The sequence below is a fragment of the Thalassolituus sp. LLYu03 genome (genome assembly GCF_050507655.1).
Classification (GTDB): Bacteria; Pseudomonadota; Gammaproteobacteria; order Pseudomonadales; family Oceanobacteraceae; genus Venatoribacter.
The window spans coordinates 3,054,856-3,077,936 of sequence record NZ_CP191496.1; the positions used below are offsets into that span (position 1 = coordinate 3,054,856).

At 57.4% G+C, this 23,081-nt stretch carries 21 protein-coding genes; 8 read left to right on the forward strand and 13 right to left on the reverse strand.

Annotated features, from left to right (window positions below):
• Positions 1 to 5 precede the first annotated feature (5 nt).
• Genes xdhC through xdhA form a run of 3 tightly spaced genes read right to left on the reverse strand, consistent with a single transcriptional unit; the run spans position 6 to position 4,722 of the window.
• Positions 6 to 914: a xanthine dehydrogenase accessory protein XdhC gene (gene xdhC, locus ACQUQU_RS13795; protein ID WP_430460282.1), complete on the reverse strand. Its 909-nt coding sequence runs from the start codon at positions 912 to 914 to the stop codon at positions 6 to 8.
• A 2-nt stretch (positions 915 to 916) separates the two neighbouring features.
• Positions 917 to 3,280 (reverse strand): xanthine dehydrogenase molybdopterin binding subunit, encoded by a 2,364-nt coding sequence (xdhB, locus tag ACQUQU_RS13800; RefSeq protein WP_430460283.1) that lies wholly within the window; start codon positions 3,278 to 3,280, stop codon positions 917 to 919.
• Positions 3,277 to 4,722, reverse strand: coding sequence for a xanthine dehydrogenase small subunit (gene xdhA / locus ACQUQU_RS13805; RefSeq protein WP_430460284.1), 1,446 nt, complete (start codon positions 4,720 to 4,722; stop codon positions 3,277 to 3,279). The genes xdhB and xdhA overlap by 4 nt, the downstream gene beginning before the upstream one ends.
• A gap of 231 nt (positions 4,723 to 4,953) precedes the next feature.
• Here xdhA and ACQUQU_RS13810 point away from each other — a divergent pair, with 231 nt between their 5' ends.
• From ACQUQU_RS13810 to ACQUQU_RS13830, 5 genes are all read left to right on the forward strand, one after another.
• Positions 4,954 to 6,501, forward strand: a complete 1,548-nt coding sequence (locus ACQUQU_RS13810; protein WP_430460285.1) for an ABC transporter ATP-binding protein — start codon at positions 4,954 to 4,956, stop codon at positions 6,499 to 6,501.
• The gene (locus ACQUQU_RS13815; protein WP_430460286.1) at positions 6,494 to 7,564 is read left to right on the forward strand and encodes an ABC transporter permease; all 1,071 of its coding nucleotides are present in this window, start codon (positions 6,494 to 6,496) and stop codon (positions 7,562 to 7,564) included. The genes ACQUQU_RS13810 and ACQUQU_RS13815 overlap by 8 nt, the downstream gene beginning before the upstream one ends.
• Before the next feature lie 2 nt (positions 7,565 to 7,566).
• Positions 7,567 to 8,493 (forward strand): ABC transporter permease, encoded by a 927-nt coding sequence (locus ACQUQU_RS13820; RefSeq protein WP_430460287.1) that lies wholly within the window; start codon positions 7,567 to 7,569, stop codon positions 8,491 to 8,493.
• A gap of 198 nt (positions 8,494 to 8,691) precedes the next feature.
• Complete coding sequence (locus ACQUQU_RS13825) at positions 8,692 to 9,399, forward strand: hypothetical protein (protein WP_430460288.1); 708 nt, start codon at positions 8,692 to 8,694, stop codon at positions 9,397 to 9,399.
• A gap of 122 nt (positions 9,400 to 9,521) precedes the next feature.
• Entirely contained in the window at positions 9,522 to 10,151 is a 630-nt protein-coding gene (locus ACQUQU_RS13830; RefSeq protein WP_430460289.1) for a TetR/AcrR family transcriptional regulator, read from the forward strand.
• A 7-nt stretch (positions 10,152 to 10,158) separates the two neighbouring features.
• On the opposite strand, the gene ACQUQU_RS13835 is transcribed toward ACQUQU_RS13830, so the two are convergent.
• The gene (locus ACQUQU_RS13835; protein ID WP_430460290.1) at positions 10,159 to 11,775 is read right to left on the reverse strand and encodes an ATP-binding protein; all 1,617 of its coding nucleotides are present in this window, start codon (positions 11,773 to 11,775) and stop codon (positions 10,159 to 10,161) included.
• Positions 11,776 to 12,066: 291 nt separating this feature from the next.
• Between ACQUQU_RS13835 and ACQUQU_RS13840 the strand changes: the two genes are divergently transcribed.
• Positions 12,067 to 13,419 carry an 8-oxoguanine deaminase gene (locus ACQUQU_RS13840; protein WP_430460291.1) on the forward strand — a complete coding sequence of 451 codons (1,353 nt, stop codon included), beginning with the start codon at positions 12,067 to 12,069 and terminating at the stop codon, positions 13,417 to 13,419.
• 62 nt (positions 13,420 to 13,481) lie between these two features.
• Here ACQUQU_RS13840 and ACQUQU_RS13845 read toward each other — a convergent pair whose 3' ends face one another.
• The 3 genes from ACQUQU_RS13845 to ACQUQU_RS13855 form a co-directional block, all read right to left on the reverse strand.
• The gene (locus ACQUQU_RS13845; RefSeq protein ID WP_430460292.1) at positions 13,482 to 13,685 is read right to left on the reverse strand and encodes a hypothetical protein; all 204 of its coding nucleotides are present in this window, start codon (positions 13,683 to 13,685) and stop codon (positions 13,482 to 13,484) included.
• Positions 13,686 to 13,950: 265 nt separating this feature from the next.
• A complete protein-coding gene (locus ACQUQU_RS13850; protein ID WP_430460293.1) occupies positions 13,951 to 14,391 on the reverse strand; it encodes a DUF6691 family protein in 441 nt (146 codons plus the stop codon).
• The gene (locus ACQUQU_RS13855) at positions 14,388 to 14,810 is read right to left on the reverse strand and encodes a YeeE/YedE family protein (protein WP_430460294.1); all 423 of its coding nucleotides are present in this window, start codon (positions 14,808 to 14,810) and stop codon (positions 14,388 to 14,390) included. The genes ACQUQU_RS13850 and ACQUQU_RS13855 overlap by 4 nt, the downstream gene beginning before the upstream one ends.
• Before the next feature lie 372 nt (positions 14,811 to 15,182).
• Between ACQUQU_RS13855 and ACQUQU_RS13860 the strand changes: the two genes are divergently transcribed.
• On the forward strand, positions 15,183 to 15,824 hold the full coding sequence (locus ACQUQU_RS13860) for a hypothetical protein (RefSeq protein ID WP_430460295.1): 642 nt from the start codon (positions 15,183 to 15,185) through the stop codon (positions 15,822 to 15,824).
• Positions 15,825 to 15,953: 129 nt separating this feature from the next.
• On the opposite strand, the gene ACQUQU_RS13865 is transcribed toward ACQUQU_RS13860, so the two are convergent.
• On the reverse strand, positions 15,954 to 17,165 hold the full coding sequence (locus ACQUQU_RS13865; protein ID WP_430460296.1) for an alkane 1-monooxygenase: 1,212 nt from the start codon (positions 17,163 to 17,165) through the stop codon (positions 15,954 to 15,956).
• A gap of 17 nt (positions 17,166 to 17,182) precedes the next feature.
• Entirely contained in the window at positions 17,183 to 18,244 is a 1,062-nt protein-coding gene (locus tag ACQUQU_RS13870; protein ID WP_430460297.1) for an NADH:ubiquinone reductase (Na(+)-transporting) subunit F, read from the reverse strand.
• Between the two features lie 179 nt (positions 18,245 to 18,423).
• On the opposite strand from ACQUQU_RS13870, the gene ACQUQU_RS13875 reads away from it, so the two are divergent.
• Positions 18,424 to 19,458 carry an AraC family transcriptional regulator gene (locus ACQUQU_RS13875; RefSeq protein ID WP_430460298.1) on the forward strand — a complete coding sequence of 345 codons (1,035 nt, stop codon included), beginning with the start codon at positions 18,424 to 18,426 and terminating at the stop codon, positions 19,456 to 19,458.
• A 28-nt stretch (positions 19,459 to 19,486) separates the two neighbouring features.
• On the opposite strand, the gene ACQUQU_RS13880 is transcribed toward ACQUQU_RS13875, so the two are convergent.
• From ACQUQU_RS13880 to ACQUQU_RS13895, 4 genes are all read right to left on the reverse strand, one after another.
• Positions 19,487 to 20,326: a patatin-like phospholipase family protein gene (locus ACQUQU_RS13880; RefSeq protein ID WP_430460299.1), complete on the reverse strand. Its 840-nt coding sequence runs from the start codon at positions 20,324 to 20,326 to the stop codon at positions 19,487 to 19,489.
• Positions 20,323 to 20,850 carry a PaaI family thioesterase gene (locus ACQUQU_RS13885; RefSeq protein WP_430460300.1) on the reverse strand — a complete coding sequence of 176 codons (528 nt, stop codon included), beginning with the start codon at positions 20,848 to 20,850 and terminating at the stop codon, positions 20,323 to 20,325. The genes ACQUQU_RS13880 and ACQUQU_RS13885 overlap by 4 nt, the downstream gene beginning before the upstream one ends.
• Before the next feature lie 25 nt (positions 20,851 to 20,875).
• The gene (locus ACQUQU_RS13890) at positions 20,876 to 21,613 is read right to left on the reverse strand and encodes a TetR/AcrR family transcriptional regulator (RefSeq protein ID WP_430460301.1); all 738 of its coding nucleotides are present in this window, start codon (positions 21,611 to 21,613) and stop codon (positions 20,876 to 20,878) included.
• A 218-nt stretch (positions 21,614 to 21,831) separates the two neighbouring features.
• Positions 21,832 to 23,061, reverse strand: a complete 1,230-nt coding sequence (locus ACQUQU_RS13895) for an NADH:flavin oxidoreductase/NADH oxidase family protein (protein WP_430460302.1) — start codon at positions 23,059 to 23,061, stop codon at positions 21,832 to 21,834.
• Positions 23,062 to 23,081 lie beyond the last annotated feature (20 nt).

The following is a 23,081-nucleotide window of genomic DNA, read 5'->3' on the forward strand; positions in this document are numbered from 1 at the left end:
GTTGTTCACTCAGAGGTTTGTTGTTCAGTCTTACCAGCCGGTTGAAGGGTCAGTGACTGTTTTATGTCTTTCCAGTTGAGGCCTTTACGGCGGGCCACACCGGTGTTGTGTTCGTAATCGTCACTCATGCCGGAATTAAACCGGCTGAGTAATTGCGCCGAAATCGAAACGGCGACTTCCATCGGTAACTTGCCGCCCACTTCGGCCAGGCCGACCGGCATGGTTAAGCGGGAAAATTCCGTATCGGTAAATCCTTCGTGGCTTAATCGCATATGAAAGCGTTCGGTTTTGGTGGCCGAACCAATGCAGCCAACAAAGGCAAAGTCATCGCGCACCAGCGCAGCTTTCAGCAGGTCGTAATCGAGCTGATGATTGTGCGTGAGAATAATCAGCTCACTGCCCGCAGGCAGTTGCGCGATGATGTCCACCGGATTGTCCAGCAGGCGGCACTGAATATTCGCGGCCAGTTCATCCTCAGCCGGAAACTGCTCGGCGCGGTTATCCACCCAGAGCACCTGACGTGGCAAGGCACCCAGAATCTGCATCAATGCCTTGGCCACATGGCCGGCACCGAACACCACCACGGGACGCGCGCTTTTAATAAAGACTTCGAGCATCACCGACACACTGCCACCACAGCACTGACCGGCTTTGGCTGCCAGCGGCATATTTTCAAGCTTTTGAAGAATCTGAGGTGTCTTATGCGCCGCCAGTAATTCACGTGCTTTGTGCACCAGCTGAAATTCCAGCTGGCCGCCACCTAAGGTGTCGAACTGATCGTCGGCGGTAATCACCATTTTCGCGCCCGGATCGCGCGGCACAGAGCCGGCGCTGCCCATCACGGTAGCAATGACGTACGACTCACCTTTCTGTTCGCAGCGGGAAATGGCTTCAAACCAGCGCACAAATTTCATGCTTACGCCTCCGCGCTGTTCAGCGCCTGCATGGCCATCACCGCGTTCAGTACACGTTCCGGCGTGGCCGGCGTATCCAGCTGCGGACTGACTTTATAATCCGCCACGCTGGCCACCGCATCGCGCAGGGCACACCAGACCGAAATACCATGCATTAACGGCGGTTCACCCACGGCCTTGGAGTTGTAGATGGTGTCTTCACTGTTCGGGCGGTCAAACAGGCGCACACTGAAGTGTACAGGGATATCCACTGAGGTCGGAATTTTATAGGTCGCGGCCGACGCCGACGCCAGACGGCCTTTGGCATCCCACAGCAGTTCTTCGGTGGTCAGCCAGCCCATACCCTGAATAAAGCCACCTTCGATCTGACCGATATCAATCGCCGGGTTCAGAGACGTACCCACATCGTGCAGCACATCGGCGCGCAGCACTTTGTATTCGCCGGTTAAAGTGTCGATTTCCACTTCAGAGCAGGCAGCACCGAAGGCGTAATAGAAAAACGGACGGCCAGTGGCGGTTTTACGGTCGTAGTGAATTTTCGGCGTGCTGTAAAATCCCGCCGCCGACAGCGAAATACGGTTGCGGTAAGCCAGATCAGTGAACTCGCCGAAGGCGATCCACTCTTCTTTACCGTCTTTGCTGATCACCACGTGGTTATTTTCAAAACGCACGTCGCCAGTTGTTACGGAAAAATGCTTCGCCGCAAAATCCACCAGACGCGTTTTAATCATCTGACAGGCATTCTGCGCGGCTTTACCGTTTAAATCCGAACCAGACGACGCGGCCGTGGCTGACGTGTTCGGCACTTTGTCGGTGGTGGTGGCGGAGACCATGACCATGTCGATGTCGATATCGAATTCGTTGGCCACGACCTGAGCCACCTTGGTGTACAGACCCTGACCCATTTCCGTACCACCGTGGTTCAGGTGCACAGAACCGTCGGTGTACACATGCACCAGTGCACCGGCCTGATTCAGGAATTGCAGGGTAAAGGAAATACCAAAGCGAATGGGCGTTAACGCCAGACCGCGCTTTTTAAACGGGTTCTGGGCATTAAAGGTTTTAATCGCTTCTCGACGGACGCGGTAATCGCAGTCTTTTTCCAGCGTTTCGATCAGTTCCGGCAGAATAAAATGTTCAATCGGCTGACCGTAATGGGTACATTCGCCATCCTGATAATAATTCAGTTTGCGCACATCGAGCGGGTCTTTACCCACTTTGCGCGCAATATCATCGAGCATGCATTCGGCGAAAATCATGCCCTGCGGACCACCGAAACCACGGAACGCGGTATTGGATACGGTGTTGGTGCGGCAGCGGTGACCGATGACCCGGGTGTCGTGCAGGTTATAGGCGTTATCAACGTGGAACATGGCACGGTCGACAATGGCGTCGGATAAATCGGCGGTATAACCGCAGAAACCGGCCAGCTCAATATCGGCACCGAGAATTTTGCCTTCTTCGGTAATGCCCAGTTCATAACGGTTAAGAAAATCGTGGCGCTTACCGGTCAGCACCATATCGTCCTGACGGTCGAGACGCATTTTTACCGGACGGTTCAGACGGGTGGCAAATACCGAGGCGATACACGCCCACTGCGCAGCCTGAGTTTCTTTACCACCGAAACCACCGCCCATACGCCGCACTTCGACGTTGATGTGGTTGATCGGTACATCGAGCACTTCGGCCACCAGTTTCTGCACTTCCGACGGGTGCTGAGTCGAGCAATGCACTTTCATGCTGCCGTCTTCACCCGGAATGGCGTAGCTGATCTGACCTTCGAGATAAAACTGTTCCTGACCACGCACGTACAGGCTGCCGGACAAACGCACAGGGGCTTTCGCCAGTGCAGCAGCGGCATCGCCTTTTTGCATGGTGTGGGCAGGATTAACAAAAGAATTCTGCTGCAGGGCGTGTTCGACGCTTAAAATGGCGTCTTCTTCGTCGTATTCCACGACCGCGGCCAGCGCCGCACGTTTCGCCTGCTCAAAGGATTCGGCGACCACCGCGAACAGCGCTTGTCCGTGGAAGTCGACGCGGCCGTCGGCAAATATCAGATCGCCTTTATAGACGGGGCCAATGTCTTTTTCACCGGGAATATCCGCTAGTGTAAGGACGTCCACCACGCCGGGCGACGCCCACACAGGCGCGAGGTCCAGCTTCCGGATTTTTCCGCACGCGATGGTGCTTTTACCAGCCACGGCATGGAGAGTGCCTGCAAGCTCTGGCAGGTCGTCGATATAGGCTGCAGTTCCGAGTACGTGTTTTTCTGCGCTTTCATGAGCAAGTTCTCTTCCGGATTTACCTTTCGCCGGACGCGCGCGGCGTTCGGCCCATGGAGTTACGCGGGACGATGTAAAAGTCATGCTGCATCTCCCTTTTCACAGGTGTGATTGAGTTCGATAAAGGCCTTGGTTAACAGATTACGGGTGACCTGAATCCGGTATTTATCCGTCGCGCGGACATCGGAAATGGGCTGGTAATCCTGGTCAACGAAGGTTGCAGCATGCGTAAACGTCGCCTGAACAAAAGGTTGGCCTGCAAGAGCCGCGCCGGTTTTAATTCCGAGCAGTGGTGTTGCCGCCATCCCTCCACATGCAAGCCTAGCAGCGGTGAGGGTTTCGCCGTCTCTTTTCAGGTACAAAGCGAACAATACGGCGGAGATATCGTCGTCGTAACGTTTGCTCACTTTATGCACCCACAAGGTTTCGTCCGCCCCTAATTTGGGCACACGGATGGCGCGCAGATATTCTCCGGCCACCATCACCGTCTTTTTATAGCCGAGATAAAACTCGCGGATCGGAACGTCGCGACGTCCGTTAATGCCGTCAATTTCCAGCGTTGCATCCAGCGCTAAAAAAACGGGCGGGGTATCGCCAATCGGCGATGCGTTGGCGATATTCCCGCCCAAAGTACCCATATTCCGGATCTGGCGTGAACCAATCCGGTGTAACAGCTGGGCAAACGAAGGAAAATCGGCAGCCAGTGCCTGTTCGGCCTGACTGAAAGTCACAGAGGCGCCCAGCCACAGCTGATCACCCAGATCCTGACACGCATTAAGCGACGCAATGCGGTTAACGCAGATGATGGTGCTGAAGCGACTGAAACGTTGCGTCACCTCCAGACCGGCATCGGTACCGCCCGCCCACAAACGCGCATCGGGGAATTGCTTCAGCAGCGCCTGCAGCTGCTGTTCGGTTTCCGGCATAAACAGACGGCAACCGTCTTTTTCCAGCAACGGCTGATCCGCCGCCTGCGGATCAAAGGTTTGTACACCGCTTCGGGCCGACACCTGCGTAACGTCTTTTTTATCGAGCGCCAGCATACGGTGCGCGGCATCGATAATCGGACGGTAACCGGTGCAACGGCACAGGTTGCCGGACAGCGCCGCGTGAATATCGTCGTTGCTCAATTCGGTCTGGCCGGCACGGACGCAGGCGTTCTGATACAGATTGGTGAGCGACATCACGAAGCCCGGCGTGCAGAAGCCGCATTGCGAGCCATGACATTCCACCATGGCCTGCTGCGCCGGATGCAGATCACCCGGACGGCCGATACCGGAAGGCGTCAGCAGATAACGGTTATGCGCCTGCGCCATCAGCGCAATGCAGGCATTCAGCGTACGGTATTCAATACCGTGCTCCGTCATTTCCCCGAGCATCAGGGTACATGCACCACAATCACCAGCAGCACATCCTTCTTTGATGTCCACTTGCTTCATGTTGGTGCGCAAATATTTCAGAATGGTACAATTTGGATCAATTTCTGAACTTTCAATCCAACGGCCATTTAAGTTAAATCGAATCACGCTTACACCTGTTTTCTGCCTGTCGCGGCCGGCTTTTTATGTGGGGTAAACCCACGCCGTACCGGCTCTTCAGTTACTGTAGGAAACTCTGTAAGAGAATGCACTGCAAATTCCTGACCAACCGGTCAAGCATACATGAAAGGACGCCCCTTTGTGCAGATGGTGCATGTGGCAAGCTAATTGCTAACGATTCGACCAACTGGTCAGCTTTTATGATCTTGAGGAAACCGAGTGTCGTTACAACAAACAACCGAACGCCTCCATCTGAGCGGCATCACCAAGGAATATCCGGGCTGTCTGGCCAATGACGATATCGAACTGGTGGTGAAGGCAGGCGAAACCCACGCACTGCTGGGTGAGAATGGCGCGGGAAAGAGCACCCTGATGAAAGTCATCTACGGGGTGATCCGGCCGGATGCGGGCAGCATCCAGTGGGAAGGTGAGAAAGTTCAGATCCAGGGCCCGGCCCACGCGCGAGATCTGGGCATCGGCATGGTATTCCAGCACTTTTCGCTGTTTGAAACCCTGACCGTGGCGGAAAACATCGCCCTCAGCCTGCCGCCGGAACAAAGCCGCGATATGGAAGCGCTGAGCCAGCGTATCCGCGAAATTTCGACCCATTACGGTATGGCGCTGGAGCCGGACCGTCATGTTCACACCCTGTCCGTGGGTGCCCAGCAGCGTGTTGAGATCGTGCGCTGCCTGCTGCAGAACATCAAACTGCTGATTCTGGACGAGCCAACTTCGGTGCTGACCCCGCAGGAAGTGCGTGAGTTGTTCCGCACCCTGAAGACACTCGCCGCCGAAGGCTGCTCCATTCTGTTCATCTCGCACAAGCTGGATGAAGTTGTGGAGCTTTGTAACGCTGCTACCGTTCTGCGCAACGGCCGTGTTACCGGACGCTGCAATCCGCAGGAAACCACCAGTGAAGAACTGGCGCGCATGATGGTGGGTGACGACACCCCGCTGAATCAGGATTACGAGAAAGCCGTGGGCGGTGATACCGCCCTCAGCATCGAAGGCCTGACCTTCGCGCCGGAAGACCCGTTCGGCGTATCGCTGGAAAACCTCAACCTGACGGTAAAAGCCGGTGAAATCCTCGGCATCGCCGGTGTGGCCGGTAACGGTCAGGACGAACTGTGTGCCCTGCTGTCCGGTGAAGAGCTGAGCGAAAAAGGCGTGATCAGCCTGCTCGGCACCGACATCACCCGCATGAGCCCCGAAGCCCGCCGCCAGCAGGGTTTCGCCTTTGTACCGGAAGAACGCCTGGGCCGCGGTGCGGTGCCGAACATGTCTCTGGTCGATAACGCCCTGCTCAGTGCCAGCCATTGCGGCCTGAAAAACAAGGGCTGGATTCACTACGGCAAGGTCCGCGACTTTGCCCTGAACATCATTGATAAATACAACGTGAAGTGCGCCAACGAAGACGCCCAGGCCAAGAGTCTGTCGGGCGGCAATCTGCAGAAATTCATTATCGGCCGCGAAATTGAACAGCAACCCAAGCTGCTGATCTGCTCGCACCCGACCTGGGGTGTGGATATCGGCGCCGCCATTCTGATCCGTCACGCGCTGATCAACCTGCGCGATCAGGGTGCCGCCATTGTCGTGGTGTCGGAGGACATCGATGAGCTGTACCAGATTTCCGACCGCATTGGCGCCATCTGTGATGGCCGCTTAAGCCCGTTCAAACCGACCAACGAAGTCGGCATCGAAACTCTGGGTCAGTGGATGGCCGGTCAGTTCGATGCGTCCTCTGCACAGGAGGCCGCTCATGCTTAAGCTCGAAAAACGCCAGTCTGACTCGCGCCTGATGGGCTACCTGTCGCCGGTCATCGCCATTGTCGCCACCCTGATCTGTGGCGCCCTGCTGTTTACCTTCCTCGGCCACGATCCGCTGAAGGCACTGCACACCTTTTTCATCCTGCCGCTGAACACGGTGTACGGCTGGACCGAACTGGGCGTAAAAGTGGCTCCGCTGCTGCTGTGCGCCATGGGTCTGACCCTGTGCTACCGCGCCAAAATCTGGAACATCGGTGCAGAAGGCCAGTTCATTATGGGCGCCCTCGGTGGCGGCTATATGGCCCTGCAGTTCCTCGACTTTGAAAGCCGCTGGATCATGGTGCCGATTCTGCTCGCCGGTACGTTAAGTGGTCTGGCCTGGGGCGCTCTGGCGGCCTGGTTAAAAACCCGCTTTAACGCCAACGAAATTCTGACCACCATCATGCTCAACTACATCGCCTTGAACGCGCTGTTGTGGGCGGTGCATGGTCCGCTGAAAGATCCGGGCGGCTTCAACTTCCCGGAATCCGCCATGTTCGCTGACGCCGCCATCCTGCCGCTGTTTGATGAAAGCTACCGCCTGAACATTTCCATTCTGTTCGCGCTGCTGTTCATGGTGGTGATCTGGACCCTGATGTCACGCGCCTGGATCGGTTACCAGATTCAGGTGCTGGGTGAAGACGCCAAAGCCGCCGGTTACGCCGGTTTCAACACCAAAACCCTGACCTGGTTTGCGCTGCTGATGTGCGGCGCGCTGGCCGGTTTTGCCGGTGTTGCGGAAGTAACCGGCCCTATCGGCCAGCTGGTCCCGCAGCTGTCGCCGGGTTACGGCTACGCCGCCATCATTGTGGTATTCCTCGGACGTATGCAGCCACTGGGCATTCTGCTCGCCAGTATGCTGTTGGCCCTGACCTTCATGGGCGGCGAAATGATTCAGATTGAAATGAGTCTGCCAAAATCCCTGACCGGTTTATTCCAGGGTATGTTGCTGTTCTTCCTGCTGGCTGCGGATCTGCTGATCAGTTACCGCGTTGTGTTCAAATCTGCTGTATCCCGGGCCTGATTATGGAACTCGAATTAATTACCAATATTCTCTACGCCACCTTAAAAACCGGTACGCCGCTGATTCTGATCGCGCTCGGTGAAATGGTGTGTGAAAAATCCGGCGTGCTGAACCTGGGTCAGGAAGGCATGCTGCTGGTCGGCGCGGTGACAGGCTTTATCGCCGCCGCCGTTACCGGCAATTATTTTCTGGCGGTTTTCTGTGCCATTTTTGCCGGCATGATGATGTCGCTGCTGTTTGGTTATCTGTCGATCACACTGGCATCGAATCAGGTGGCGACAGGTCTGGCGCTGACCATTTTCGGCGCCGGGTTAAGTGCATTCCTCGGTGCCGGTTATGTCGGTATTGGTCTGGAAGGTATTCAGACTCTGCACATCCCTTTCCTCAGTGATATTCCGGTGATTGGCAAAGTGCTGTTCCAGCACGATCCGCTGGTGTATCTGACGCTGGTTCTGTTTGCTGTGGTGTTCTGGATTTTCCGCTCCACCCGTCTGGGTCTGAAAATCCGTGCAGTCGGTGAAAACCCGGAAGCCGCCAACGCCATCGGTATTCATGTGCATCAGATCCGTTTCATGGCGGTGCTGTTTGGCGGCGCCATGACAGGTCTGGCCGGTGCGTATTTATCACTGGTATACACCCCGATGTGGAGTGACGGCATGTCCGCCGGACGCGGCTGGATTGCGCTGGCTCTGGTGGTGTTTGCCAGCTGGAAAGCCGAACGAATTCTGCTCGGTGCCTACCTGTTTGGCTTTGCCAGTATTATGCATCTGGTATTGCAGGGCACCCGGTTTGAGGTACCGCCAAACATCATGGCCATGCTGCCATATGTGGCGACCATCGTAGTACTGGTCTGGTTGTCTTCGGACGCCATTAAAACCAAGATGAGTGCTCCGAAATCCATCGGCCAGCCGTACCGGCCGATGGTGTAATAAAGCGCAGAATACGCCATTAATCAGCCATTTAATGTTGAATTAAAAATACAGAAAATGGCTGATTAAAAAGCAATTCTGACAATGCAAAATAAAAGGGAAATTTCACTGAAATTCAGTGAACCAAATGGAATTGACTGATACATTGAGTGCGTTGAAATTTTAATTTTTTCATTACCGGAAAACGTGGAGAGAACCATGAAAAAGCAAATCCTGGCACTGGCCGTTATGTCTGCCGCAGCCGTATCTGTTCAGGCCGAACAATTCTGGTCTGACAACAGCGTATCTGTACTGTACGGTTCAGATTACAAAGTTGACGGCCCAAAATTCGACGACGGTAACTCACTGACCACCTACACTCTGGAACACGTTTCCGGTCACAGCTGGGGCGGCCTGTTCTACTTTATGGACCGTCATGTTGGTGACGATGGTTTCACCGCGACCTACAGCGAATTTTCTCCAAAAGTTTACCTGACTCAGTTTGAAGGCGGCGTTGTTAAAAACATCAACGCAGCATTCACTATCGAATCCAGCTCAGGCGGCTTTGACAACTACCTGTACGGTGTTGGCGCTGATCTGGCGATCCCTGGCATGAACTTCGCCAGCGCGACTGTTTACTACGCACAGAACGATGACATCGAAGACGATTACCAGCTGACCCTGACCTACGGCTGGTCTTCTGGCGCCTTCAACATCGACGGTTACATCGACTTCTCAACCGAAACCGATGACAGCAAAGCCAACCTGCACTTCAACCCACAGATCACCTACGATCTGGCGCCAATGCTGGGCAAAACCTTCAGCAAAGTGAAAGTGGGTATCGAGTACAGCTACTGGGGCAACAAATACGGTATCGACGGCGTTGACCAGAATGCCATCAGCGCTCTGCTGAAAGTGCACCTGTAATACCCGCCTGAAACAAAGGGAGCCTCGGCTCCCTTTTTTATCGCTTTGTGCACGAACTGATCAGCCCATGATATGATCGCCCACCCTTTGTAACCGATCCGGTGAATTTGGCTGGAATACCGATGACCACACAGAAGTACAAAACAGGAAAAATCCGCGAGCGGAACAGCGAAAACATTCTGTCAGCCGCTGAACAGGAATTCGTACTGCACGGATTCAAAGGCACCAGCATGCAGGCCATTGCTGACCGCGCCGGTGTGCCGAAAGCCAATATCCATTATTACTTCAAAAACAAAGCCAACCTGTACCGCGCTCTGGTGGAAAATATTCTGACCACCTGGAACGAAGTGCTGGCCGATATGAGCCCGGACAGTGATCCGGCGGAAATACTGGAACTCTTTATCCGCACCAAAGTGCAGCTGGCCTACACCCATCCGAATGCGTCGAAGATTTTCGCCATGGAAATCATTCAGGGCGCGCCGTATCTGAAAGATTACATCAGCGTCAACATGCGCCACTGGGTGAAAGAAAAAGTCGCTGTGATTCAGAGCTGGATTGATCAGGGCAAAATGCGCGCTGTGGATCCGACCCATCTGATTTTTCTTGTCTGGTCGTCTACTCAGCATTACGCCGACTTTGAAACTCAGGTGCTGGAAGTCACGAATAAGCGCAAATACGAAGAAGACGATATTAAACGCGTCAGCGATTTTCTGGTGGATATGATTCTCACCGGTTGCGGCCTGAAACGCTGATCGCGTCTCAGGCGCTTGTGGCCACCAGGCGCAGCCGGCGGTGGCCTTCCCGTACAAAGCGCGGCAGATCGAGCGGAATATCCAGCCGCAGGTGAATCCCCCGCTCGCTGTCGACCACCTCAATGTCCCCCATCAGTACCTGACTCACCAGGTTGTACACCAGATGCATGCCCAGTCCGGTTTTACCGCGCTTGCGCCCGGTGGTGAAGAAGGGGTCGAAGATGCGTTCTTTGACGTCCGGCGTCAGCCCGCAGCCGTCGTCGCGGTAATCGATCAGCAGCCGGTTAAGTTTGGCATCGGCAGTGGCACTGAGGCGGATCTGCACATCACCGCCCCTGGGATAGCCATGATCCAGTGAATTACCGATCAGCGCGCCCAGCACCGTGTGCAGCGTATTGCGACAGGTAATGGCGGTCGGGCTGCCGCTGACATCGCTGCTGATGGTGCACAGAGCGCCGTCGATATCGAAACTGTTGCCATCGCCGCCGGCATCCTGTAGCAACCCCTGCAGAGCAAATTCCGACGGCCGGTCGCTGCTCTGATCCACCGCCAGCGACTTAAAGGTACGCACCAGCCGGTGCGAGCGGTTAAGGTTTTCGTCGATCATCATCAGACCGTCGGCGATGCTGTTGATCAGTTCCGAGAATTTCTGACGGTCGAGCGTACCTTCCTGCATCCGCTGGCGGATCAGGGTCACGGAATCTTCGATGTAACTGCGCGCAGTGACGCAGATGCCCAGCGGCGTATTCAGCTCGTGGGCGACCCCTGCGACCAGACTGCCCATCTGCGCCATTTTCTCAGCCTCGACCAGACGCTTCTGGGTCGAGCGCAATTCATCCACCAGACCATTGAGATCGCTGATCGCCCCGCTCAGCTCCAGCGTGCGCAGCTCGATTTTTTTCTCCAGCCCGACGTTCAGGGTTTCCAGCTCCTGCATGGCCGAATCCCGCTGTTCCAGTGCTTTGCGGATCTGCCCCTGCATGCGTTTCAGCGCCAGCGAGATGCGTTCCAGCTCGTCGTCCGCCGGATCGCGCTCAAGCACCGGCGGCTCGTCCAGCGCGGCTTTATCGGCCCACACCGCCAGTTTCTGCAGATGACGGGTGATCAGCCGCGACACCAGCCACAGCGCCACGGCCGAGATGATCAAGGCCTTGAGGAACTGTGCCCCCAGAATCAGCAGCGTCATGCTCAGCACCTGCTCCCAGATGCGGCTGGTATCCGTCTGCAGATACAGTGAGCCGATGTCGGCGCTGTAACCCGGGCGAGAGAAGGTAATCGGGAAGCGGTATTCATCCGGCGGCGAATCCGTTACCGGTTCACCGGCACTGAAGGTCTGGCCACCGGCGTCCTGCAGCACCACATAAGTGACGTAGGGAAAGTTGAGCAAGCCTTCCAGCTGCGCCCGGATTTGCTGGTCGTCGTACTTCCACAGGCTTTGCGCCAGCGACGGCAGATAGGCGTCGTTGATCTGTCGTACCGCATTGTCACGCAGACCAAATTCGTGCCGGTAGTCGTTCACCAGTACCACCACAGTACTGATCAGCGTCAGACAGCCACTGAGCAACAGCAGCTGCAACAGCAGGCGCCGTCCCAACGCTCCTTTCCATGCCAGATTACGCATCATGCACCGTCCTTACCGTCCGTTTCCGCCCAGTCCGGCGAATCGATATATCCTAGCGCAGCGCTCAGGCTTTAACAGACCATGTTGCCAAATGATCTGTCAGTCAGCAGGGCTATAACGGATTCTTCTTGGCGCCGGAAAAGGCTGTTATGATGCGCCCAGCAGATTAACACTCAGTCACTGCTGACCGGCCCCCGCGCACCTGCGCAACACGGCTGGTCGGGCGGGTGTTGGTCTGACGGGCTGTCAGCCTCACCCGGATTTCAGACACTTCTGAGCAAAACCGGAGCCTTCATGACAACCCTCTGGATTAAAAACCCCAACGCCATTTTTACCGCCAACACCCTCGATGCCCGGGGCGGCCTCGTCGTCCGTGATGGTCATATTGTCGAAGTCCTGAGCGCAGGTCAGACACCAACCCAGACCGTTGACGACACATTCGACGCCAGCGAGCACGTGGTGCTGCCCGGGTTAGTGAATACCCACCACCACTTTTATCAGACCCTCACCCGCGCCTGCCCGCCGGCGCTGAACAAGCGTCTGTTTCCCTGGCTGAAAACCCTGTACCCCATCTGGGCGGGCCTGCAACCGGAGCAGCATGCGCTGGCCACAGAACTGGCCATGGTCGAATTATTGTTGTCGGGTTGCACCACAGTGGCCGACCACCATTATCTGTTCCCGGCCGGGCTGGAAAACGCCATCGATACGCAGGCCGAAGTGGCCCTGAAGCTGGGTATGCGCGCCACCTTAACGCGCGGCTCCATGAGCCTGAGCGAAGATGACGGCGGCCTGCCACCACGCACTGTGGTGCAGAGCGAGCAGGTGATTCTGGACGACAGTGAGCGCCTGATTAAACGCTGGCACCAGCAGGATGAAAAAGGCCTGCTGCAAGTGGCACTGGCCCCCTGCTCGCCGTTTTCGGTGACCACCGACATCATGCGCGCCAGTGCTGAACTGGCCGAACGTTACGATGTGGGTCTGCACACGCATCTGGCGGAAACCGAGGACGAAAATAATTTCTGCCTGCGCATGTTTGGTCAGCGCCCGCTGGATTATCTGGATTCCGTCGGCTGGCTGAATAACCGCACCTGGCTGGCGCATGGCATTCATTTTAACGATGAAGAAGTACAGCGTCTGGGCGCGGCCGGCACCGGTATCTGCCACTGTCCGTCGTCGAACATGGTGCTGGCTTCCGGTATTTGCCGCGTAAAAGAATTACGTGAGGCAGGCAGCCCGGTTGGATTGGGTGTGGATGGCAGTGCCTCGAACGATCACAGCAATTTAATGCAGGAAATCCGTCAGGCGCTGCTGATTCAGCGACTGCGTTATCAGGCCGACGAATTTACCCACGAAGATGCTATTTATCTGGCCACCAAAGGCTCGGCCCAGGTATTACGCCGCGACGATATTGGTGAATTGGCAGTGGGTAAAAAAGCGGATATTGCGCTGTTTAAACTCGACGAACCGCGTTTCAGCGGCGCCCACGATCCGCTCGGTGCACTGGTGCTGTGCGGCGCCAGTCAGGCCGATGCAGTCATGATTCACGGCGAGTGGAAAGTGCGCAATAAACAATGGCTGGGCGGCGACATCAAGCAGCTGATGTCACGTCACAGCAGCGCGGCGAAAACGTTATTTTCTGCCGTTTAACCGCTCAGCACCCGGCTGGCTGCCGTTCGTTGATGGCGCCAGCCGGTCGCACAATCCGCTCATTAACGATGATGCATTGAGACAGAAGCACGGGTCAGCTGATGCTGATAACGGTCAGCACTCTGCTGCCCTTTATCCGCCTGAGCACGCTCAGTAATTTGCTTACCGGCAAAGCGCTGCACACCTTCCGGTGCGGCCTGAACCTGCGCCATACCCATACTCATAAAACCCGCTACCAGAAGCGTAGCGATGGATTTGTTCATCATATTTTTCTGCCTTTCGTGTTGTACGTCGTTTGATTTTTTTGCATGTGCTTTCAGAGCACCGCCATTCAAACAGAGGCAGAAAATTCTTTTAAATATTAAGTTTCACTCGGGCTGATGAGGTTTTTTAATCAAAAGCACGCGATTAAATCCACCAATCAACGCATCGGTTTTCACTATCAGACACGTAAGAAAATCCGGTCATAAATGGCAGGCAACAAAAAGCCCGCTCAAAGCGGGCTTTTCGTCCGACAAACGTATCCGAGCCTTACTTCGCCGGCCCCACCAGATGGTGCGCCAGACGGTTACCCATCAGCAAAGCCGCCAGAAACAGCAGCACACCCGGATCAAAGGTCAGCAGATTCACCAACGCAGGGCCCGGGCACAGACCCACCAGACCCCAGCCAATACCGAACAGCACAGCACCGGCCAGCAGGCGCACATCGATGCGCTTCAGGCTTGGCTCGTGGAACGCATCGGCACACACAGGGGCTTTGCGCTTTTTACTGAACCAGAAGGCGATGGCGAAAATCGTAACGGCCGAGCCCATAACCGCAATCAGCGCCGGTTGCCAGGCGCCGAACACATCGAGAAACGCGCGTACTTTCGCCGGGTTGTTCATGCCCGACACCAGCAGACCCAGACCAAACAGCAGACCGCTGGCAAAGGCCACCGGCAGGGCGAAACGCGCAGACGTCAGTGCTTTCATTGCGCACCTCCCACGGCATTCATCACCGCCACCGTCACCACACCCGAGGCGATGAAGGTGATGGTGGCCACCATCGAACGCACCGACAGGCGGCCCATGCCGCACACGCCGTGCCCACTGGTGCAGCCATTGCCAATGTAGGTACCAAAGCCCACCAGCAGACCGGCCACCACCAGCAACAGCTGATTGCTGGTCATGTCGATCGGCGCTTTGCCGCCGGCCAACAGGTACACGGGCGTTGCCAGCACCAGACCGGCCAGAAACCAGATCGCCCAGTGGCGGGCTTTGTCACGCCACATGAACAGGCTCGACACCACACCGGTCATGCCGCTGATACGGCCAATGCCCAGCCACAGCAGGGAAGCGGCCACGCCAATCAGGGCGCCGCCAATTAATTCGTAGGTCATCGCGTTATCCATACACCCGGACCAGAAGCCCCGGCAAGAAAAAGAGGCGCGATTTTATCCTAAGGCGCTTGTCTGAGTCTTGCGCCTTGCGGGTTTAACGGCAGAATCCGCCGCCCGCCCGGCTCAACCCCGCCTTAATACGCTCATCCGGCGCCCCGAAAGGCGCCTTTACCTGTGTTTTACATTCGCAACAAGCGAATAAAAAACAACGGCTTGCACGCCGGAATCACCGCCAGACGGGAAAAACGCCGTGAAGCCGTCAGCCATAATGGCCGCGCCCGCTAGACTCTCCAGTCAACGGGGTCTGCATTCCCCGCCGGTGGGCCAGCGCCTTTGGTTGCAGGAGCAGACCCGAAAGAAAACGACACCAAGGAGAACGTGAGTATGAGCGTATCCGCCATTTCCGGCTCATCCATGATGATGCCCATGCCGCAGAATCAGCAGAAACCGGAACGTCTGGAAGACAAGCTGAGCAGCCTGGTCGAGGCCATCGATTCCGGTGACACCGAGGCCGTGCAGAGCGCTTACGACAGCATTGTGGAGTCGCTGCCGGAAGGTGCCAGCGTGGGCGGTGATGACCCGATCGGGCAGTTTCTCGCCGCCGTCAGCGATGGCCTGAGCAGTAACGACATCAGCAGTCTGCAGGCCGCGTCAGAAACCTTTGCCACCTTTACCCCGCCGCAGGGCATGGGTGGCGCACCGGGTATGGGAGGCGACATGGGCCCGCCTCCGCCTCCGCCACCACCGCCGGTCAGCAGTGAAACCAGCGACAGCATCAGCAGTCTGTTTTCAGCCCTTGAAAGCAGTGATACCGAAGCCGCGCAAAGCTCGTACGATGCGCTGCTGGCCGCGCTGAGTGACAATCAGAGTTACACCCCGGGCGACGGTTATGACAACCCTTTGCAGGACGCCCTGACGCAGGTCGGCGAAGCACTGGAATCGGGTGATACCGATCTGGCGCAGTCGTATCTGGAAACCCTGATGCAGCAACTGCCGCCAGGCTCTCTGCTGTCGGCCAACGTCTGAGTGACTGGCGTCCGAAAGGTCGCGGCTCACGTCCCACAGATTACGGCTGACGGGTAACATAAAAAGCCGGATATTCTGAGAATATCCGGCTTTTTTATTGCCTGATTTTGACAACCTGCGAAGGGTTGATCAGGCTGCTTTCAGGTTCTTTTCCTGCTGTCTTTTCTGACGGATCAGGTCGCGGTAATCCTGCTGCATAAAGGCTTTAATGCCGCTGTTCCGGTTCGCCTGCATGGCCAGTTCCAGCTCTTCGGCGGAGGCGTAACGGCGATCCCAGTCGAGCACTTTCGGCACCATAATTTTATTCCACAGTGGCGGAATCAGGGTGAGGAAAATGGTGGTCAGATAACCGTTCACCATCATAGGCGCATCCTGATACGGACGCAGTTTCTGGAACGGCACGTCGCCTTCGGCATGGTGATGCGAGTGACGGGTTAAATTAAACGTGGCCCAGGAGCTGACGCGCTTATTGGTGTTCCAGCTGTGGTATGGCTGCACCGGGGTTTTCACGTTGCGCACCATGCCGTAATGCTCCATGAAATTCACAATTTCGAGGAAGGATTTGGCAATCAGCGCCGAGGCGGTGAACACCAGCACGCCGATCCAGCCGGCCATGGCAAAGGCCGCGACTTCCAGTACCAGCGACATCAGCAGACCACGGATGTACAGATTGTGATGACTGAATACCGGCAGGCGTTTTTTCTGCAGACGTTTTTTCTCTAAATTCCAGGCGCTGATATTGCCTTTCCAGGTCGACGCCAGAATATGCCAGTACACGTTGCGCCCACGAGGTGCGGTGGCCGGGTCGTCGGTAGAACCCACATAAATATGGTGGCCGTACACGTGCTCAATCGAGAAGCCGGTATCCCAGCTGAAGGCCAGCAACCAGCGGCCGATGAACATGGCCACCGGGTCCCAGGTACGGTGCGTTAATTCGTGGCCAACAATGGTGCCCACCACAGACGTCAGCAGACCGCAGCCGAGAATCGCCACCACGTATTGCGGGATGGTATTGCCCTCACGCGCCGCCAGCGCATCAAACCCTGTGAATTGCTGCACCAGCGCGCCGTAACCCAGCACGTCGGCGTCGGCCACACTCCACACCATGAGGAAATTCATCACCACAATGAGCAGCAGCGACGAATACAACTGAATATTCAGAAAACCGGGCGCTTTGTAATCCGGCTCTGTGGTGTCATCACCGAATAATAAATCCCCGGCAATCACAAAACCGACGGCAAAAATAAGGCCCAGATACATCCAGTTGCCGCCTAAGGTAATACCGATACCAAAGGGTACGGTAAGCAGATGGAAGAGCGTGTATTTCGCGTATTTGAACATGGCTGTTCTCCTTCTTGTTATGCGCGTAATTTCTGTGCCGCCAGATCGCGGCTGTCTAAGAATTTGTCGAAGAAAATCTGCGTCGGACGCACGCTGAATTTCTGGCATTCGGCCACGGCGGCGTCGATCATCGGCGCCGGTCCGCACAGGTACACCTGCGCATCGCCGCTGATGCGCCCTTCAATGGCCTGCGTCACCAGACCGCGCATGCCACCCCAGTCAGAGTCAGCGGGCTCGTCCGACAACACAGGAATAAATTCGAACGGACCGGCCCATTGCTCGGCCAGCTCGTTAATCTCATCGAGGCAGTACAGGTCGCGCTGAGCGCGGGCGCCGAACAGCAGGGTCACCGGCCGCGACACCTGCTCCAGCACGCCCTGACGCAGCAGCGACAACAGCGGCGCCAGACCACTGCCGCCGGCGATGGCAAGAATGGCGTTGTCGTCCGGGCGCAGCCAGAAATCACCGTGCGGGCCGTCGACTTCGACCGCCGCGCCCAGCACATCCGCGCTCTGGAATAACGGCGACACCGCCCCACCCGGCACATGGCGGATAAAAAATTCCAGCTCGCGGGTGCCGCCCGCCGGGCAGGTGGCGGCAAAGGAATACGCACGCACCGGCGTGCTCATCAGCGGCAGCCTGAGATTGGCGTACTGGCCGGCGGTAAAGGTCATGGGTGACGACAGCTGCACGGTTACCGCACGGATGTCGTGGGTCAGTTCGCGCACGGCAGCGACCGTCCCTTCGCACTGCTGCACAGGATGATCGGGGCTGCGGTTATCGAAGTGCGGCAGCGAAATCTGAATGTCGGATTTCGGCACGCTCTGGCAGGCGAGAATGTAGTGGTTATCCAGATCATCTGCGCTCAGCACATAGGCGCTTTCGGTCAGTTCTTTCACTTTGCCCTGAGTCAGCTGACATTTGCAGGCGGCACAGCCGCCGACACGGCAGCTGTGCGGAAAACGCAGACCTTCGCGCAGCGCGGCCTGCAGAATGGTTTCGCCAGGCTGGGCGGTCAGCGTCTGGCCGGTATTGGCGAGCGTGATGCTGCGCGGGCTTTTGCGGAACAGTGACAACATACAGCCTCCGGTTTTGTTGTTCTTATTAAGCGGGGTTCACAGACAGAACCTGATGCTGCTCATTGTGGGCGCAGCGGCCAAAGCGGGTTACAGCAGCCATTGACAATAAATGGTCATATGGGGCCAATCAGGGGGTACAGACGCTGCGTTGGCGCGCATGGCTGCATAAGATAGGACGGATGAAACACGACGTTATGGCGGACTGCGCACAGCTGCCGACCCACTATGTGCGCAACATTCTGAATCTGGTCACCAGCCGTGGCGGCAATGCGGCGGCTGTGTGCCTGCGCGCCGGTTCGGCCGCCGACGTTGGCGAGCACGATGAGCGCATCGACTGGGGCCAGTTCAGTGCGCTGATCCGCGAGAGCCGCAACGAAATCAACGAACCGGCCCTCGGCCTGTATCTGGGCAGTCAGCTGACCATCACCACCCACGGCCTGTTGGGACTGGCGGCCATGAGCAGCGCCACGCTGGGCGACGCCGGGCGGCTGGCCTGTCAGTACGTGGCCACGCGCACGCCTCTGGTGGCGCTGAGTCTGGAGAAAAAAGGCTCACTGGCCTGCCTGACCATGGAGGAGCTGTACGCGCTGGGGGATATCCGCGCCACCTTTCTGGAAGCGCTGTCCGTTACCCTGATGGCGGTGCTGCAGTTTGTGTCCGGTGGCCGGGCGCGCCTGATGCAGGCCAATTTCGCCTTTGACGACCCACAATACCGCGACCTGTACGAGGCGTTTTTTCCGTGCAAAGTGCGCTTTAACCAGACCGCCAATCAGCTGTTATTGCCGTGGGAAGATTTGGCCATTCCATCGCAGCTGGCGGATCAGCAGGTGCAGAAACAGGCCGCGCAGCAGTGCGAACAGCAACTGCAGCAATGGGCCAGCATTCAGAAATATTCGGGTCAAATCCAGCTGATGCTGGCGCGCGCCAAAGGCCGCTTTCCCACCTTTGAACAGGTGGCCGATGAACTGGCCATGTCGCCGCGCACCCTGCGCCGCCGGCTGGCCGACGAAGGCACCACGTATCAGACCCTGCTCGAAACCTGGCGGCAGGACATGGCGCATCAGTATCTGCTGACCACGCGCTTATCCGTACAGCAGATCAGTTATTTGCTGGGCTACAACGACCCGGCCAATTTCGGCCGCGCCTTCCGCAAAAACAACGGCGGTGTATCGCCGCTGAATTTCCGCAAAAATAACGGCGCCGAAACGGGTTAATTCGCCGTAAAAAGCGGTTGAGAAAAGGTTAAACGGTGTCTGCCGGCTGACGTGCCAGCCAGTCGCGGCCGGCCTCCAGCCCCAGCTCATACGCCTGATGCAGCACCTGCGGATCGCGGCTGAACTGGCTGGCAGCAAAACTGTCCGGCGGGCAAATCTCGTGCACCACACAATCCGCCGGCGGATTGCGGATAAAATCCAGCGCACGGTTGTAGTCGGCGTGACGCTGTTGCAGACGTTTGGCCACGCCCGGATACGAGCGCAACAACAACGGAAACAGCTTATTCAGACGGTAGGCTTTTTTGCGGTAAGACGACGGATTCGAGCGCAGCACCAGAATCTCACGCGCGCCACGACGGTAGGCCTCTTCCACCGGTAACGAGTCGGCGACACCGCCGTCGACCCACTGCCGGTCTCGCAGCCAGACCTCGCCTTTGTAGGCAATCGGCATGGTGCCGGAGGCTTTCAGCGCCTGAAATATTTCGTCATCCGCAGGCGACAGATAATGCGCCTCGCCACTTTGGGCGCAGGTGGCCGTCACCAGCAATTGCTCGCGGTGACGGGCTATGTGTTCTTCACCAATCGGCAGTTCGCGTTCGGTAATATCCCACAGCCAGTCGATATCAATTAAATGTCCACCGCGTAAAAAGCGGCCCCAGCTGATGCACTGCGGACGCTGACAATAGTCGGTATAAACGCGGTAATTACGGCCCTGCTGACGGCCGAGGTAGGCCACCACATTGGAGGCACCGGCAGACACCCCTATGTACCAGTCGAAGGGAAAATAATCGGCTTCAATAAAGGTATCGAGAATGCCGGCACTGAAAATGCCGCGCATGGCACCGCCTTCGACAATCAGGGCTTTCATGCGCAGCTCCCGCAGGTTTCATGTTCGCGCTGCGCCGCTGAAAACATGCCTTCCATATGCTTCAGATGATCGGCCGGCACCAGATTCATGCTGGCGAATTTCTCCGGCGAAAACAGCACAAATTCGCCTTCGGCTTTGGCCGCCAGCTGACCTTTGGCATTGCGCAGTTCAGCAATCAAAGTCACCTGATTATCGCTGTGGTGCGCACCGATATAACCGAACACAGACACGGGTTCTTCAATAAACACCGGCAGGCGGAAACGCACCTTAATGTCTTTGGTGAGCAGAAACCGGTTCAGAAAATAAATGCCGGTCCAGCCCATGATTTCATCCAGAATCGTGGTGATCACACCGCCGTGCACCAGATGACTCCAGCCGCGCAGATGCCCCGGAATCACAATGTCGGAACGCAGCTGAGTGTCGCTGGCCGCAAAGGTCATCTGCAAGCCGTTCGGGTTCTGCGGACCACAACCAAAACAATGCTGATCGATGTTGTTCAGGGGTTTCCATTGGGTGTCGTTCATCGGGCATCCTCCATTCGGGCCGGGCTCAGCTAGCCGGGTCAGGTTCAGGTGTGGGTTCAGGTGCGGCTTCTGGCGTAGATACAGAGTCAGGTGTGAGCGGGCTGCCGGCCAGCGACAACAGCAAGGACTGCTCAGAACGGGTCAGCGGACCGGCACCGAGCAACACCAGCGCATGACTCAGCAGCTGGCCGCTGTAGTCGTCGCCGTAAGGGCTCAATTGCTCGGAGAAATAATGCGCGCCTTCCACCAACGCCATCAGCACCCGGGCGCTGGCGGCCGGGTCGGTCAGCCGCACGCAGCCTTCTTCCTGCTGCAGCCTGAGTTCCTGCGTCAGCACCTTGTGATAGCGGCGGTACATGCGGTTAACGCTGGCGGCCACGTCCGGATTGCGGCGGGCAATCGACAGAATGGCAAACAGCTCGGGCGCCATCAGGGTGTCCATCCACGGCTGGCCAAACAGCAGGCCCAGCATCTGCACCAGCCGCGAACGGCCACTGCCCTGCTGCGGCATCTGCCGGAACAGACGGCTGTAACGCTCGAGCGAACGCTCAACCAGCGCCAGCATCAGGTTTTCCTTACTGCCGAAGTGGTGCATCAGCAGCGACGGATTCACCCCGGCCATCTGCGCCAGACGCGCCATGGTGACCTGCTCATGCCCCTCACTGCGGATCAGGCTGACCAGCGCATCGAGCAACTGATCGCGTCTGTCGGTGGCCTTCAGGCGGCTGCGGGGACGGGTCGGTAAGGGCAGAATCTCAGCCAATTAGAGAACACTCATTCAAATAAATACCAGTACAGCGTCCGAATTTAGGGCAATTCGCGCCGCCATTCAATCACTATTGAATGAACATTCAGTTAAAAGTGCTAAGTGCACGCGATGCCGGTGCCTGAACCAGCACGGATCAGACGCAGCTGGCAGACACAAAAAAGCCCGCACAGGGCGGGCAAGACGGGAGTAAAGCCTGTGTCATCCGGCCGGATTCAGAGCGAGTTGATTGACCGGTAGTTGCGCACACGCCCGAGGGTGCGGATCTGGTCGAGCACCAGCGTGAACACCGGGTTCAGACGGCGGCCACCGTTGCGCCCGGCGGCCCAGCGGTGCATGTGACGACGGATCAGGGCCATGGCGGCCACGCTGGCGATGGCTTTGTCTTTAAAGCCCAGCGGACGAATATCCACCCGGTAATCCGCCTGTTGTTGCCAGCGGTTCACCAGATCCGGGCAAATGGCCAGCGCACTGCCGATACCGGCCAGCGCCACGCCGGCGTTCACCACCGACTCCGCGGTCGCCAGACGGGTAATGCCACCGGTGGTCATCACCGGCATCTGCGCCACGGCGGCGATGTCTTTGGCAAATTCCAGAAAGAACGCCTCGCGCGCCAGCGTGCGGTCGTCGGCGGTGCGGCCCTGCATGGCCGGTGCTTCGTAGCTGCCGCCGGAGATTTCGATGGCGTCCACCCCCAGCGGGTTGAGCAGGCGCACCACGGCGCGGGCGTCGTCGAGATCAAAGCCGCCGCGCTGGAAATCCGCCGAATTGATCTTTACCGCCACGGCGAATTGCGGTTTCACCTGCGCACGCACACGGCGCACGATTTCGAGCAGCAGGCGCGCGCGGTTTTCAACCGAACCGCCCCACTGGTCCTGCCGGCGGTTGGTCAGCGGCGACAAAAACTGACTGAGCAGATAGCCGTGGGCGGCGTGAATTTCAACGCCATCAAAACCGGCTTTTTCGGCCTGCGCCGCAGTCACCGTGAAGCGTTCGATCACATCCTGGATATCGGCTTCGGTCATGGCGCGGGGTTTGGCGAAGAGTTTGGAATGCTTACCCAGATCCACCGCCACATCGGACGCTGACAGGGCTTTGCCCCCGAGGGCCGCGTACACCTGACGACCCGGATGGTTGATCTGCATCCACACTTTGGTGCCGGCGGCGTGCGCGGCGTCGGCCCAGTCACGGAACGGCTCCAGCGGTGAATCCGCTTCCAGCGCCACACCGCCGGGGCCGGTCATGGCCAGGCGATCGACCATCACGTTGCCGGTGATCAGCAGACCGGTGCCGCCGTCACTCCAGATGCGGTACAGGCGCAGCAGACGCTCATCCGGCAGCAACTGGTTGTCACCCAGACTCTCTTCCATCGCGGCTTTGGCAATGCGGTTTTTCAGCACCTGGCCGTTGGGCAGGGTCAGCGGATTCAGTATCACAGAGGGCATGTCGGGCTCCTTCAGATCAG